Source organism: Listeria sp. PSOL-1 (assembly GCF_902806445.1).
Taxonomy (GTDB): Bacteria; Bacillota; Bacilli; order Lactobacillales; family Listeriaceae; genus Listeria.
The window spans coordinates 834,479-849,905 of the sequence record NZ_LR760298.1 but is presented as its reverse complement, the minus strand read 5'-3'; the positions used below and the strand labels follow the sequence as shown (position 1 = coordinate 849,905).

The window sequence follows — 15,427 nt, the reverse complement described above, 5'->3', positions numbered from 1 at the left end:
TAAATCCCCATCGCTGGCGAGTCTGAGTATGAGGAGGTGCAAGTATGTACGCAATTATTGAAACAGGTGGTAAACAAATCAAAGTTGAAGCTGGCCAAGAAATCTATGTTGAAAAACTAAATGGTGAAGTTGGTGATGTGATCACTTTGGATAAGGTTCTTTTTGTTTCTGGCGATGCTACCAAAGTAGGTGCCCCATTTGTTGATGGAGCAACAGTTACTGCTAAAGTTGAAAAACAAGGTCGCGCTAAGAAGCTTACGGTTTTCAAATATAAACCTAAAAAGAATTACCACAAAAAACAAGGTCATCGTCAACCTTATACAAAATTAACAATTGAAGCGATCAACGCTTAATTGAAAGGACGAACTTATGATTCAAGTGACTGTTGAACAGAAAAATGACCATATCATTTCTTTTACAATGAATGGGCACGCTAATTACGCCGAACATGGTAGTGATTTGGTTTGTGCCGGAGCTTCATCGATTGCATTTGGGATGGTGAATGCCATTTCTGAAGTATGTGATTTTGATCCGATTATAAAAAAAAGTGAAGGCTTCCTTCGTTATACTTTACCAGAAGCATATATAAAGAATGAAACAGTCCAAATTCTGCTTACAGGCATGGTGAATCAACTACGATCATTGGCGTATAGCTATCCTGATCATATAAAAATAAGCTCCAAATAGGAGGTGTCTTTTATGTTAAAATTTGATATTCAACATTTTGCCCACAAAAAAGGGGGCGGTTCCACTTCCAATGGTCGTGATTCCGAATCCAAACGACTAGGTGCGAAACGTGCAGACGGTCAATTCGTTACTGGCGGATCTATCCTTTATCGTCAACGTGGTACAAAAATTTACCCAGGGAATAACGTGGGTCGTGGTGGAGATGATACACTTTTTGCTAAAGTTGATGGCGTTGTACGTTTTGAACGTATGGGTCGTGACAAGAAAAAAGTTAGTGTCTACCCTGCAGCACAAGAAGCTTAATTTCAAAGGCTAAGATTTTTAATAAAATCTTAGCCTTTTTCCTTTTCTATCAATGCGTTTCACTTGCTTTATTAAGCATTTATTACGAAAATAGAAGTATAAAGTTTTACACCTATGAGATTAGGGAAAAAAAGAAAATCACCTCTTCCTATATAACTTTATAATAGCGCTTTCTTATTTGAGGTGACACAAAAAGGAGTTGAGGAAAATGATAGACACAAGTTTAGCAACACAATTTCTTGGGGAATTACTCGGTACAGCTGTTCTTGTATTATTTGGTGGTGGCGTCGTTGCAGGCGTCGTCTTGAAAAAATCAAAAGCTGAAAATAGCGGCTGGGTACTCATATCGCTCGCTTGGGGGCTAGCTGTTACAATGGGTGTATACATATCAAGTTATATGAGCATGGGGCATTTAAATCCAGCCGTAACGCTCAGTATGGCTCTTGTTGGCGATTTTCCGTGGGATCATGTTCTACCATATATCATTGCTCAATTTTTAGGAGCATTTATTGGGGCAACACTTGTGTGGTTACACTATTATCCACATTGGAAAGAGACAAAAGATCAAGCAACAAAGCTAGGCGTGTTTTCAACAGCGCCTGCGATTCGACATTATACCTCCAATTTTTTTGGTGAAGCATTAGGAACCTTTATACTCGTTTTTGGACTACTTTCGCTTGGATCAACTAAATTTACGGAAGGTTTAAATCCGCTCGTTGTAGGTGCCTTAATCATTGTCATTGGTATGAGCCTTGGTGGAACAACCGGTTATGCGATCAATCCCGCGCGTGACTTAGGACCAAGAATTGCTCATTTTGTCTGGCCTATTGCCGGAAAAGGTAAGTCAGATTGGAGCTATGCTCTTGTTCCTGTTTTTGGTCCACTCATCGGAGGAGGGCTAGGTGGATTATCTTATAATGCGATAATTCATGGCCATATCACTACTTGGTTCTGGCTTTTTGTTGTTTTATTTATTTTAATCATCATTCTAACAATGACACTTGATAAGAAAAAAGGATTAGCTTAAAAGAAGAAGGAGGAATTTTTTGTGGATAAAAAATATATTTTAGCATTAGATCAGGGGACAACAAGTTCTAGAGCGATGATTATTGATGATGAAGGGGAAATTATCGGTGTTCAGCAAGAAGAATTTGATCAAAAATTCCCTAAGCCAGGTTGGGTTGAACATGATGCGAATGAAATTTGGGCTTCCATTTTAGCTGTTATTGCTGGTGTATTATTAAAAACAAACATTTCTTCCAAACAAATTGCTGGAATTGGAATTACAAATCAACGTGAAACAACGGTTATTTGGGAAAAAGAAACAGGAACGCCTATTTATAATGCTGTCGTTTGGCAATCCCGTCAAACTGAAGAGATTTGTAACAAACTACGTAAAGATAATCATGAAAAAATGATCCGTGAAAAAACAGGATTATTAATTGATCCTTATTTTTCTGGAACCAAAATACGCTGGATTTTAGATCATGTAGATGGTGCACAAAAACGCGCTGAAAATGGCGAATTATTATTTGGCACAATCGATAGTTGGCTTGTCTGGAAACTAACAGGCGGCCAAGCACATGTTACTGACTATTCTAATGCATCAAGAACAATGCTTTATAATATTCATGAACTAAAATGGGATGATGAACTACTAAAAATGTTAAATGTCCCTGAAAAGTTACTCCCAGAAGTGCGCAGTTCTTCTGAAGAATATGCTAAAACTGTGCCGTATCATTTCTTTGGCGAAGAGGTTCCAGTCGCAGGAATTGCTGGAGATCAACAATCTGCACTTTTCGGACAAGGCTGTTTTGAAAGCGGGATGGCAAAGAATACTTATGGTACGGGTTGTTTTCTACTTATGAACACTGGTGATAAAGCTGTTCGTTCTAATAATGGTTTGCTCACAACGCTTGCTTGGGGCATCGATGGCAAAGTAGAATATGCTTTAGAAGGAAGTATATTTGTTGCAGGATCAGCTATCCAGTGGTTGCGTGATGGACTAAGAATGATACGGCAATCAAGCGATTCAGAAAACTATGCCAAACGAATTGACTCCACAGATGGCGTTTATGTTGTTCCAGCATTTGTAGGATTAGGTGCGCCACACTGGAACTCTTCAGTACGGGGGGCAGTATTTGGGATTACAAGAGGAACAGAAAAAGAGCAATTTATTCGAGCCACACTAGAATCCTTGGCTTATCAAACACGTGATGTGTTAGAAGTGATGGAAGATGATTCTGGCATTAAGTTAAAAACATTGCGTGTAGACGGCGGGGCATCAGCGAATAATTTCTTAATGCAATTCCAAGCAGATATTTTAGGTGTTCCCGTTGAAAGACCGGAGAATTTAGAAACAACTGTTCTTGGCGCGGCTTTTCTCGCAGGACTTGCAGTTGGCGTATGGAAAGATAAATCTGAGATTAAAAAACATTGGAAACTTGATCAAAAATTTGATGTCAAAATGCAGAAAAAAGAACGAGAAGACCTGTATGCTGGCTGGAATAAAGCTGTAAAAGCTGCAGAAGCTTTTGTTTAAATGTATAAACCAAGGAGGCCAGTTCATGTTGGCCTCCTTATTTTATAAAGAAAAAGATTGTGAAAATAGCAGAGCTAAAAAGTTAGAAATCTCCTTTTTTATGGTTTGCGAATCGACAATTTACTGATATAATGAAAGATAAGACTTTAAAGAACGGAGAATTATATAATGATGTTTGTAGATCAGGTCAAAATTTTTGTAAAAGCTGGATCTGGCGGCAACGGAATGGTTGCTTTTCGACGTGAAAAATTTGTACCAAATGGGGGTCCTGCTGGCGGGGATGGTGGTAAAGGCGCAAATGTAGTTTTTATCGTTGACGAGGGTATGAGAACATTAGTTGATTTTCGCTATAAGAGAAAGTTCAAAGCTGAAGATGGCGAAAATGGAATGAGTAAGAGCATGCATGGTCGCGGCGCTGAAGATTTAGTTGTGAAAGTTCCACCAGGTACCATTGTAAAAGATGTGAATACAGGAGAAACGGTTGCCGATTTAGTAGCTCACGGTCAAACAGCCATTATTGCAAAAGGTGGCCGAGGCGGTCGCGGTAACAAACGTTTTGCTACACCAGCGAACCCTGCTCCTGAATTATCGGAAAACGGCGAACCAGGACAAGAACGTGATGTCCAACTTGAGCTAAAAGTATTAGCAGATGTCGGTTTGGTAGGCTTTCCAAGCGTTGGTAAATCAACCTTGCTATCTGTTGTTTCAGCAGCTCGACCAAAAATTGCTGCCTATCATTTTACAACAATTGTCCCTAATTTAGGGATGGTAGATACAGGCGATGGCAGAAGCTTTGTTATGGCTGATTTACCTGGATTAATCGAAGGAGCTAGCCAAGGAGTAGGGCTAGGATTTCAATTTTTACGTCATATTGAGCGGACACGTGTTATCGTTCACGTGATTGATATGTCAGGTGCTGAAGGTCGAGATCCTTATGAAGATTATTTAGCTATCAATAAAGAGTTAGAAGAATATAATTTACGCCTACTTGAAAGGCCACAAATCATCGTTGCTAATAAAATGGACATGCCAGAAGCTGAAGAAAATCTTGCTATTTTTAAAGAGAAAATAGGCAACGATATAACCATTTTTCCGATCTCAGCACTAACAAAAACAGGTTTAAAAGAGCTTCTTCTTGATACGATTGATACGCTTGAAAAGACCCCTGAATTCCCACTCGATGAACTACTTGAAAAAGAAGAGGAAAATACGGTTTTATATAAATATCAAGCAGAAGAACCTGATTTTGAAATCAGTCGTGATGACGACGGAGCTTACGTACTTACAGGAGCTAAGATCGAGCGTTTATTCGCAATGACCAATTTTGAACGCGATGCTTCAATCAATCGTTTCGCTCGTCAACTTAGAGCAATGGGTGTCGATGAAGCATTACGGAAAAAAGGAGCCGAAGATGGCGATACCGTTCGCTTACTTGATTATGAATTTGAATTTCAAGAATAGAAGCTGTTAACAAAAGAGAAAAAGGGGGCTTCATATTATGAAAGTGGCTTATTTAGGTCCCGTTGCTTCTTTTACGCATAGCGGGGCAAAAGAAGCATTTCCACATGAAGAAATGGTTGCTAAAAGCACGATTCCTGATTGTATTGTTGCACTTGAAAAGTCAGAAGTAGACATCGCCATTGTCCCAATTGAAAATACAATTGAAGGAAGCGTGAATGTGACACTTGATTACTTATTTCATTTTTCAAATGTACCTGTTGTAGCTGAGCTTGTTTTACCTATAGCACAACATGTTATGGTTCATCCAGGCAATGAATCCGCGTGGCAATCCGTCCAAAAAGTCATGAGCCACCCACAAGGATTAGCACAATGTCATCGTTTTTTGCAAAATGAATTATACGGAGCAGAAAGAGAAGCGACCCCATCAACCGCCTATGCTGCTAAATGGGTAAGCGATCACCCAACTAAACTTATTGCAGCAATCGCTCCGAAAATGGCTGCAAAAGAATATCACCTAAAAATTGTTAAAGAAAATGCGCAAGATATCGAACTAAACCAAACTAGGTTTTTTGTATTAAGCCGAAAACAAGTGCATATCCCATTAAAGCAACAAGAAGAAAAAACATCGGTTAGTGTGATTTTACCGAATAATCTACCTGGTGCACTTCACAAAGTATTAGCCGCGTTTGCTTGGCGAAATATCGATATGAGTAAAATTGAATCAAGGCCACTCAAAACATCACTTGGCGAATATTTCTTTTTCATTGATTTATTATCGAATAATGCCAATAAATTAATTGAAAATGCCTTAGAAGAAATTGAGCTTCTCGGTGGGAAAACACATATTCTTGGCACGTATTACGTTTACCGAATCGATACCTTGTAAAGAAAGTTAGGAAATCACTATGGAAATTACATTAATGAAAAAAGCGCATTATCCACTAATGCAACAAATTTACCAAGAAGGAATTGCAACAAGGAACGCAACTTTCGAACAACATGTCCCAACGTTTTTTGATTGGGATAAAAAATATTTAAATGAGTGTCGGTTAGTCGCAGTAGAAGGGAAAGATGTGCTTGGCTTTGCTGCACTTTTACCATTTTCCTCGATGCATAGTTATCGCGGTGTTGCTGAATTAAGCATTTACATTGCAGAAAAAGCACGTGGAAGAAAGATCGGTGTCGCACTTATGGAACATTTAATAACAGAAAGTGAGCGCTCTGGTTTCTGGACGCTTCTTTCATTGGTTTTCCCTGAAAACAAAGCTAGTTTACACTTACATGATAAATTTGGTTTTCAGAAAAAATGTACGTATGATAAACTTGGCGAAATGAATGGACAATTTCGTGATGTCATTTTGCTAGAACGCCGTAGTCAAATGATAGGGAGTAATGGAAAATGAAGATTTTATTTATCGGTGATGTCGTTGGTTCGATTGGACGCGATGCAATTACTGACTATTTACCAAAATTAAAGCAGAAATATAAGCCAACTGTCACCATCATTAATGGAGAAAATGCAGCTTCAGGTAGAGGAATCACCGAAAAGATTTACAAACAATTCTTAGAACAAGGTGCAAATGCAGTCACACTAGGCAATCATAGCTTTGACAATCGTGATATTTTTGAATTTATTGATACAGCAAAATATCTCGTTCGCCCTGCTAATTTTCCAAATGATACAACACCAGGATCTGGGATGGTGTTTATCAAAAGTAATGACCACGAAGTCGCTGTGATAAATTTACAAGGACGAACATTTATGGCAGATTTAGATGATCCATTCCGCAAAGCGAGAGAGCTTATTGAAGAGACAAAAAAACGAACGAATATTATTTTCATCGATTTTCATGCGGAAACGACAAGCGAAAAAGAAGCAATGGGATGGTATTTAGACGGACAAGTTTCAGCTGTTATCGGAACACATACTCATGTCCAAACCTCCGATAATCGCATCTTACCAAAAGGCACGGCTTATTTAACTGATGTTGGAATGACAGGACCTTATGATGCTATTTTAGGCATGGAAAAAGAAGCAGTTATAAGACGTTTTCTAAGTTCACTGCCAACGCGTTTTGAAGTACCAAAAAACGGGCGTCCAGTCCTTTCTGCTTGCTTAATCTCACTTGATGCAACGACTGGAAAAGCCAAGAAAATAGAACGCATTTTAATCAATGAAGATCACCCATTTTATTAATTTGGAGGAAATCTCTTGGATCAAAAAGAAAAAATTATCAAGCAAGCAGAGCAATTACGCGATAAACTTGCCGAAACTGATGAAGTAGCTTTTTACCGGACTGCTGAGGCTCGTATTCATGAAAACGAAAAAATCAAACAAAAAATAGCAGCCATTAAAGATTTACAAAAACAAGCCGTTAATTTAGAGCATTACCAAAAACACGAAGCACTACGTCAAGTAGAACAACAAATTAAGGAATTAAACGAGGAAATAGATCGTTTGCCGATCGTCACTGAATATAGGAGAGCACAATTAGAAGCGAATGATCTCATCCAACTTTTAACAAAAGAGATAGCAAAACAAATCTCGCAACATATTGAGAAATAAAAAACTGTTTTTCTTTTAATAAACAAAAGTAAGGGATGATGAGGAAGATGACAGAATACACACCAATGATGAAACAATATCTTAGTATTAAAGAAAATTATCAAGATGCCTTTCTGTTCTTTAGATTGGGTGATTTTTATGAAATGTTCTTCGATGATGCACTAAGAGCTTCACAAATTCTAGAAATTACACTTACAGGACGAGAAGGTGGAGGAACAGAAAAAATTCCAATGTGTGGTGTTCCGTATCATTCTGCCAGTGGCTATATTGATACATTAATCGAAAAAGGTTATAAAGTCGCCATTTGTGAACAGGTAGAAGATCCTAAAACAACAAAAGGCATGGTTAAGCGAGAAGTTGTTCAATTAATTTCGCCTGGAATGGTTATGGATGAAAAAGGGTTAAAAGAAAAAGAAAATAATTATATTGCCTCTTTGTTTATCTATGAAAATAAAGAATATGGTTTTGCTTATTGTGATCTATCTACGGGTGAATTAAAATCAACGTTATTAAAGCCAGAAATTGGACGCTTAACAAATGAGTTAACAACGCTTTCAGTTAAAGAACTAGTTGCATCTTCAAATGATGCACTCATCATGGATGAAACACTAAAGGAACAGCTCGGTTTAACCCTTTCTATTTATGAAAATGAAGAACCAACGGAAGCCTTTACAAATCTTATTGATCGATCAATGACATTAACTGAAAAAAAAGCCATCAGCAAACTCTTAAATTACTTAATCGCAACACAAAAACGGGACCTTGGCCATTTACAAAAAGCGATTCATTACGAAACCAATCATTTTATGAAAATAGATTATTATTCAAAGCGCAACCTTGAACTTTCTGAATCCATTCGTGGGAAAGGACGTCAAGGCACACTACTTTGGCTTTTAGATAATACAAAAACTGCCATGGGCGCAAGGCAAATGAAACAGTGGATTGATAGACCTTTAATTGATCGAACAATGATCGAAACAAGACAAAAGGATGTCAATGAATTGATGGATCATTTTTTTGAACGCGTTGAACTTGTAGAAAATTTAAAAAATGTGTATGATTTAGAACGCTTAGCCGGTCGTGTTGCTTACGGGAACGTTAACGCACGCGATTTAATCCAATTGCGTAATTCACTTTATCAAATCCCTAAAATTAAAGCCACCCTGACCTCGATGAAAGACGCTAAAAACCTCACAGACCTGGCAAATAATCTTGATCCATGCACTGAGCTTACAGAATTACTAGAACGAGCCATCATTGATTTGCCACCGCTTTCAATTCGAGAAGGAGGAATTATTAAAGATGGCTATCATCAAAATTTAGACACGTATCGCGACGCCAGCAGAAATGGTAAACACTGGATTGCAGAACTTGAAAAAAAAGAACGCGAACGAACCAATATCAAATCGCTTAAAGTAGGCTTTAATCGAGTATTTGGCTATTATATTGAAGTTACACGTGCCAATACGCATCTGCTTGAAGAAGGGCGCTATGAACGAAAACAAACGCTTGCCAATGCAGAACGCTACATTACACCCGAATTAAAAGAAAAAGAAAAATTAATCCTAGAAGCTGAAGAAAAAAGCATAGAGCTTGAATATCAACTTTTCACAGAAGTCCGTGAAGTCGTTAAACAATTTATCGAACGTTTACAAAAACTAGCGAAACTAATCAGTGAAGTGGATTGTTTACAAAGCTTTGCTGAAATCAGCGAAAAAAATCACTTTATCCGCCCCATATTAAGTGAAACAGGCAAGCTATCGATCAAATCTGGCAGACATCCAGTGGTGGAAAAAGTAATGGGCATCCAGAGTTATGTAGCCAACGATTGCGAAATGAATAATGAACGAGAGCTTCTCTTAATCACTGGACCTAATATGTCTGGTAAAAGCACCTACATGCGTCAAATCGCTTTAACAGCAATCTGTGCGCAAATCGGTTGCTTTGTCCCAGCAGAAGAAGCAACCTTACCGATTTTTGATCAAATTTTTACAAGGATTGGCGCTGCGGATGATTTAATTGCTGGTCAAAGTACCTTTATGGTAGAAATGTTAGAAGCGCAAAACGCGATTGTTAACGCTACAGAAAACAGTTTGATTCTTTTTGATGAAATTGGACGCGGAACAGCCACCTATGACGGGATGGCACTAGCACAAGCAATCATCGAGTATATTCATGAAAACGTTCATGCCAAAACATTATTTTCAACACACTACCATGAGCTAACCGTCTTAGAAAAAACCTTGCCAAACCTAAACAATATTCATGTGAGTGCTGTTGAAGAAAATGGCAAAGTTGTCTTTTTACACAAAATCAAAGAAGGTCCTGCCGATAAAAGTTATGGGATTCATGTGGCAGAACTTGCACGACTTCCAAAAGCTTTAATTAAGCGTGCCAGTGAAATTTTAAATCAGCTTGAAACAAAAAACGAAAAAACAAAAGAAAAGGCACCACGTCAACAAGAAACCCAACTTGCCATGTTTCCACTTGAAGAAACAAAAACAGATACAAAACAAGCCAATAAAATTCTTAACCAAATTCGCACCTTAAAATTAATGCAAATGACACCACTTGATGCGATAAATAAACTTTACGAGTTACAAAATAAATTGGAGGACGAATAATATGCCTCATAAAATCATTGAACTAACCGATGCACTATCAAATAAAATTGCGGCAGGAGAAGTTGTGGAACGTCCTTCTTCTGTCGTTAAAGAACTACTAGAGAATGCGATTGATGCAGATAGTACGGTTATTGATATCTTAATTGAAGAAGCCGGCTTAAACAAAATCACTGTCATTGACAATGGAATCGGAATCAATCCAGAAGATGTTCCAACGGCTTTTTTACGACACGCAACAAGTAAAATTAAAAATGAACATGACCTTTTTCACGTTCATACCCTTGGCTTTCGCGGTGAAGCTTTGCCAAGTATCGCTTCTGTTTCACATCTAGAAATGACCACGTCAACTGGAGAGGGCCCTGGTACAAAAATTATTCTCGAAGGCGGCAAACAAAAAGAACTACAAAGCAGCACTTCACGTAAAGGGACACAAATTGAAGTGAGTCAGTTATTTTTTAATACACCCGCTCGACTAAAATATTTAAAAAGCTTGCCAACCGAACTTGGTAATATCACAGACATTATTAATCGCTTAGCACTCGCACACCCTGATATCAGCTTTAGACTAAGCCATAACGGCAAAGCCATTTTATCAACAAATGGAAATGGCGATTTACGGCAAGTGATTGCAGCAATCTATGGGGTTTCTATTGCTAAAAAAGCTGCTTCTGTTCATGCGCGTTCCCTTGATTTTACAATTTCCGGTTACGCTGTTCTGCCAGAAATAAATCGTTCAAATAGAAATTATATTTCAACCATCATCAACGGCCGCTACATCAAAAACTTTGCACTAGTTAAAGCAATCCAAGAAGGCTACCATACGCTTTTACCCATTGGCCGTTTTCCGATTATTATTTTACAAATTGAAATGGACCCAACCATTGTTGATGTTAATGTTCATCCAGCAAAACTTGAAGTACGGCTTAGCAAAGAGAAAGAACTTAGCGCTTTAATAACAGATATGCTCAAAAAAGCATTTCATAAATTACAACTCATTCCAGAAGGAGAAATTTCGAAAAAGCAAAAACAAGATTCTGAGCAATTAAATATGAATTTTGATCCTCCTAAAAATGTGGAACAACAAGATGAAAAACCAGCACCCGTACTTTTTCAAAAACCAAATATTCCTGACTTTGTGCCAGATCCAGACGTCCCAGTAATAAAAGAACAAGAAACACTTTATCAATCAGAAGAAACATTAGAGCCCGCACCTGCGACAAAAGAGCAAGTGAATAGAATGCCAAAAATGTACCCCATCGGCCAAATGCATGCGACTTATATTCTAGCGCAAAATGAAAACGGTCTTTATATCATTGATCAACACGCCGCCCAAGAACGGATAAAATATGAATTTTTCAGAGAAAAAATTGGAGAAGTTGCACGCGAATTGCAGGAGTTACTTGTTCCTATTGTCCTTGAATTTTCAAATGATGAATATATACGACTAGCTGAACAAAAGGCAAAGTTAGAGGAAGTTGGCGTATTTTTAGAAGACTTTGGCCAAAATAGTTATATTATTCGTTCACATCCTACCTGGTTTCCAAAAGGAGAAGAAGAAGAGATGCTACGTGATATTATTGATGAAGCTATTCACTCACCAAATATTAGCATTCACAAATTACGCGAAGATACAGCCATTATGATGAGTTGCAAAAAATCAATCAAAGCCAATCATTATTTGACCAATAAAGATATGGAAGTTCTTCTAGATACTCTTCGCGCGGCAAGTGATCCATTTACTTGTCCACATGGTAGACCCGTTATCATTCAGTACACAACTTATGAGCTTGAAAAAATGTTTAAACGCGTGATGTAGAATAATGAAAAAATTACAATTCATAAATCAACCTATTATCCCAGCAGCAAGACATCAAAAAGATATTGAAAAAATTTGTCAAAATGCCAATATACAATACTTCGTCATGCTAGAAAGTCATATTGCCCAGTTAAAGCCGTTACTAAAATTAGCACAACGAAACCATAAAAAGGTTTTATTGCACGCGGACTTAATTGCTGGACTAAAAAATGATGATTATGGCGTTGAGTTTCTTTGCCAAGAAGTAAGACCAGCAGGAATTATTTCAACCCGAGCAAATGTTGTGGCTAAAGCGAAACAACAGGGTGTTTTTGCTATTCAGCGTCTTTTTATGATCGATTCCAGCGCTTATGAAAAAGGGATTTCATTCGTTGAAAAAATAAAACCCGACGCCATTGAGCTTTTACCTGGGATCATTCCAACTGAAATAAAAAAAATGACAACAAAAGTTTCCATCCCAATTATTGCCGGTGGACTTATTACAACAAAAAAGCAAATTGATCAAGCACTTGCTGCTGGAGCTAAAGCCATCACCACTTCAAACAAAGAACTCTGGTCTAAAAGTCTGTTAAAAGGAAGCGATTCGTTATGACAACGATTTTTGGTGGAATCCACTCAGTAGAAACAATGGGAACTGTGGATGGCCCAGGAATTAGATATATTATATTTATGCAAGGGTGTTTATTACGCTGCCAGTTTTGCCATAATCCAGATACTTGGAAAATTGGCACTGGGACAAAACGAACAGCAGAGGATGTATTTAAGGAAGCGATTCGTTATCGTGAATTTTGGGATAACTCTGGTGGTGGAATCACAGTAAGCGGCGGGGAACCGTTACTTCAAATTGATTTTTTAATTGAATTGTTTACACTCTGCAAAAAAGCAGGTGTCCATACTACAATTGATAGCTGCGGTGGCTGTTTTACTCGTGACCCTATCTTCATTTCAAAGCTAGATAAGCTGCTAGCATTAACCGATTTAATCTTGCTTGATATTAAACAGATAGATCCCGAGAAACATCTCAAACTTACTACAAAATCTAATGCACCCGTTCTTGATTTTGCACATTATTTACGTGACAAAAACCAGCCCATTTGGGTTCGCCATGTATTAATTCCAGCAAAAACCGATGACCCAACTGATTTACAAAAACTCCATGATTTCATCTCAAAACTACCCAATGTAAAAAAAGTAGAAGTACTGCCTTATCATACAATGGGTGTTTATAAGTGGGAACAGTTAGGTATTCGCTATCCACTAGAAGGAACCCCTACACCAAACAAAGAGATGATTAAACTAGCTAACAAAATCTTAGAAACTGATAAGTATGCTAAAGTTCAAGTCAATAAAAAGTAAAATGAGCCTAAGACATAGCTATATTTTTTAAGAAACAATTTGCCAGAAACCGGAGAACCGGAAGTCTGGCAAATTGTTTAATATTAACTGCGAGCGCTTTCTACTTTGTTTTATTTACGTTGCAATAAGCGATCACACCATTCTATCTCAGCTGTAACTAAATCTAACCGCCGGGCATAAATCTGATATGGCATATTTTGATTGCATTCAGCTTCCGTAGTTAAACCCAGTGTTTTTTTAAATTTAAAAAGCGTTTCTGTGATCAAACTTTTTTGATTTTCTAAATATTTTTTTCGCTCATGTAGTAGTTCATTGGTCTGTTCAGGTTCCAACCAATCTAATTGTAGTTTAATAATAAATTCATCACGAATAACAGGGGGCTTTAAAGTACTATTAGCCCATTCTTTAAGCGCATTCAAGCCTAGCTCCGTAATGGAATAAACTTTTTTATTTGGTTTTCCTTCTTGCTTTTGCACATGAACAATGAGAAAGCCTTTTTCCTCAAGATCCGAAAGAGAAGGATAAATTTGACTATGATGCGTATTTTGCATGATTTTAAGTTGATGGGCAAGCTCATAGCCACTAGATGCTTCACGTGCAATCATTTCCAGTAGAGTAAACCCTAAAATATTTGGCATCTTCTAACCACCTTTAGCATTTCAATACTTTTATTGTATGACAAAAATTTAAAGAAAACAAATTATATGTCAATAATTATATATGTAATTATTGACATATATAACTCTTTGCCGTAAACTTAATAATAAGTAAGAAAATTATTTTAGGGGAAAGAAGTGCATACAAAATATGTTAGATGAACAAGAAAAAAAATTAGGGAAATGGATTACAGCACTTGCATCTTTGCTAGCGTTTATGGGGATAGGCATTGTAGACCCATTATTACCATCGATTGCAGCAAATATTGGCGCTACACATTCACAAGTGGAAATGCTATTTACAGCTTATATTTTCACAATGGCAATTATGATGATTCCAATTGGTATTGTCGCTGGAAGATTAGGAGATAAGCGCTTAATTGTCATGGGTTTATTTATTGTAACGATTTTTGCCTTACTATGTGGTTTTTCAGATAGTATAACAGCGCTTTCTATTTTTCGAGCTGGTTGGGGATTTGGGAATGCAATGTTTTTAGCCACTGCAATGACTATGCTAATTGGACTTTCTATCACACCAAGCCATGCGATTGGTCTCTATGAAGCAGCAATGGGGCTCGGAATGGCATTTGGCCCATTACTTGGTGGTATACTTGGAAATATTTCATGGCGTTATCCATTTTACGCTACAGCAACATTAATTTTTATCGCCTTTTTATTAATTTTATTCAAAGTAAAAGAACCTGACAGAAGAGTTGTTAAGAAGACGAAACAAAACGTTCCTATTAAACAAATGCTACACTTATTTACACATAAACCTTTTCTCCAAATTGCATTAAGTGGTATGTTTTATTATTATTGTTTTTTTACCATTTTAGCTTATTCGCCACTTATTTTAGGGTTATCAGCTATCCAAATTGGATTTGTATTTTTTGCATGGGGATTATGCTTAGCTTTAGGCTCTGCAAAAATTTCACATCTACTTGAACAGTATTTAAATCCTAAACTAATTCTTAAGTTTTCTTTATGTATATGCGCCTTAATCTTGCTGTTCCTTGGAGTGATTGATATACGCTGGGTCGATATATGCTTAATTATTTTGTCTGGTCTTGTATTAGGTGTTAACAATGCGTTATTTACAACAACCGTCATGGAACATTCACCACATGAGCGTAGTATCACAAGTGGTGCGTATAATTTTGTTCGTTGGTTAGGCGCTGCATTTGCACCGTTAATGTCAGGGCTTATTAGCGAAATGTTTGGTGCTAACATACCATTTATTGTCGCTGCCGTATTATGTATAGCAGCAATAGCACTTTTATTTTTAAAAATTAAACCGATTGAAGAAAAAGTGAAAGATAAAATCCATTCCATACACCAGGCTTCATAAGTGAAAGTGAGTTTGGTTTGAGTAAAAACCTGATCAGTTATTCAGGTTTTTATTTCGTTTATTACTTC

16 protein-coding genes and 1 other annotated feature (1 of these 17 only partly in view) are annotated in these 15,427 nt (G+C 37.3%); of the genes, 15 read left to right on the top strand and 1 reads right to left on the bottom strand.

The features are described 5' to 3' along the window. Window positions 1–34, top strand: a sequence feature (ribosomal protein L21 leader region) (it extends 48 nt beyond the left edge of the window). Between the two features lie 10 nt (window positions 35–44). The 14 genes from rplU to pflA all read left to right on the top strand — a co-directional run bounded on the left by rplU (window position 45) and on the right by pflA (window position 13,355). Then, on the top strand, window positions 45–353 hold the full coding sequence (rplU, locus tag G6Q10_RS04195; protein WP_163653256.1) for a 50S ribosomal protein L21: 309 nt from the start codon (window positions 45–47) through the stop codon (window positions 351–353). A gap of 16 nt (window positions 354–369) precedes the next feature. Then, the gene (locus G6Q10_RS04190; protein WP_163653253.1) at window positions 370–687 is read left to right on the top strand and encodes a ribosomal-processing cysteine protease Prp; all 318 of its coding nucleotides are present in this window, start codon (window positions 370–372) and stop codon (window positions 685–687) included. 12 nt (window positions 688–699) lie between these two features. After that, window positions 700–990, top strand: coding sequence for a 50S ribosomal protein L27 (gene rpmA, locus G6Q10_RS04185; RefSeq protein ID WP_163653250.1), 291 nt, complete (start codon window positions 700–702; stop codon window positions 988–990). A 208-nt stretch (window positions 991–1,198) separates the two neighbouring features. Then, a complete protein-coding gene (locus G6Q10_RS04180) occupies window positions 1,199–2,017 on the top strand; it encodes an MIP/aquaporin family protein (protein ID WP_163653247.1) in 819 nt (272 codons plus the stop codon). A 21-nt stretch (window positions 2,018–2,038) separates the two neighbouring features. Continuing rightward, window positions 2,039–3,532 carry a glycerol kinase GlpK gene (gene glpK, locus G6Q10_RS04175; RefSeq protein WP_163653244.1) on the top strand — a complete coding sequence of 498 codons (1,494 nt, stop codon included), beginning with the start codon at window positions 2,039–2,041 and terminating at the stop codon, window positions 3,530–3,532. Window positions 3,533–3,703: 171 nt separating this feature from the next. Beyond that, window positions 3,704–4,993, top strand: a complete 1,290-nt coding sequence (obgE, locus tag G6Q10_RS04170; protein ID WP_163655725.1) for a GTPase ObgE — start codon at window positions 3,704–3,706, stop codon at window positions 4,991–4,993. Window positions 4,994–5,030: 37 nt separating this feature from the next. Continuing rightward, window positions 5,031–5,879 carry a prephenate dehydratase gene (gene pheA / locus G6Q10_RS04165; protein ID WP_163653241.1) on the top strand — a complete coding sequence of 283 codons (849 nt, stop codon included), beginning with the start codon at window positions 5,031–5,033 and terminating at the stop codon, window positions 5,877–5,879. Window positions 5,880–5,898: 19 nt separating this feature from the next. Beyond that, window positions 5,899–6,396: a GNAT family N-acetyltransferase gene (locus G6Q10_RS04160; RefSeq protein WP_232057786.1), complete on the top strand. Its 498-nt coding sequence runs from the start codon at window positions 5,899–5,901 to the stop codon at window positions 6,394–6,396. Beyond that, window positions 6,393–7,190, top strand: coding sequence for a TIGR00282 family metallophosphoesterase (locus G6Q10_RS04155; protein ID WP_163653238.1), 798 nt, complete (start codon window positions 6,393–6,395; stop codon window positions 7,188–7,190). Before G6Q10_RS04160 ends, G6Q10_RS04155 begins: the two co-directional genes overlap by 4 nt. Before the next feature lie 15 nt (window positions 7,191–7,205). Beyond that, on the top strand, window positions 7,206–7,559 hold the full coding sequence (locus G6Q10_RS04150) for a YlbF/YmcA family competence regulator (RefSeq protein ID WP_163653235.1): 354 nt from the start codon (window positions 7,206–7,208) through the stop codon (window positions 7,557–7,559). A gap of 47 nt (window positions 7,560–7,606) precedes the next feature. Further along, window positions 7,607–10,183, top strand: coding sequence for a DNA mismatch repair protein MutS (gene mutS, locus G6Q10_RS04145; RefSeq protein WP_163653231.1), 2,577 nt, complete (start codon window positions 7,607–7,609; stop codon window positions 10,181–10,183). Between the two features lies 1 nt (window position 10,184). Next, window positions 10,185–11,999 (top strand): DNA mismatch repair endonuclease MutL, encoded by a 1,815-nt coding sequence (mutL, locus tag G6Q10_RS04140; protein ID WP_163653228.1) that lies wholly within the window; start codon window positions 10,185–10,187, stop codon window positions 11,997–11,999. 4 nt (window positions 12,000–12,003) lie between these two features. Then, window positions 12,004–12,591 (top strand): glycerol-3-phosphate responsive antiterminator, encoded by a 588-nt coding sequence (locus tag G6Q10_RS04135; protein ID WP_163653226.1) that lies wholly within the window; start codon window positions 12,004–12,006, stop codon window positions 12,589–12,591. Then, window positions 12,588–13,355, top strand: coding sequence for a pyruvate formate-lyase-activating protein (gene pflA / locus G6Q10_RS04130; protein ID WP_163653224.1), 768 nt, complete (start codon window positions 12,588–12,590; stop codon window positions 13,353–13,355). The genes G6Q10_RS04135 and pflA overlap by 4 nt, the downstream gene beginning before the upstream one ends. 110 nt (window positions 13,356–13,465) lie before the next feature. Here the strand turns inward: pflA and G6Q10_RS04125 are convergent, their stop codons facing one another. Then, window positions 13,466–13,993, bottom strand: a complete 528-nt coding sequence (locus G6Q10_RS04125; RefSeq protein ID WP_163653222.1) for a PadR family transcriptional regulator — start codon at window positions 13,991–13,993, stop codon at window positions 13,466–13,468. Window positions 13,994–14,162: 169 nt separating this feature from the next. On the opposite strand from G6Q10_RS04125, the gene G6Q10_RS04120 reads away from it, so the two are divergent. After that, a complete protein-coding gene (locus G6Q10_RS04120) occupies window positions 14,163–15,359 on the top strand; it encodes an MFS transporter (RefSeq protein WP_163653220.1) in 1,197 nt (398 codons plus the stop codon). Window positions 15,360–15,427 lie beyond the last annotated feature (68 nt).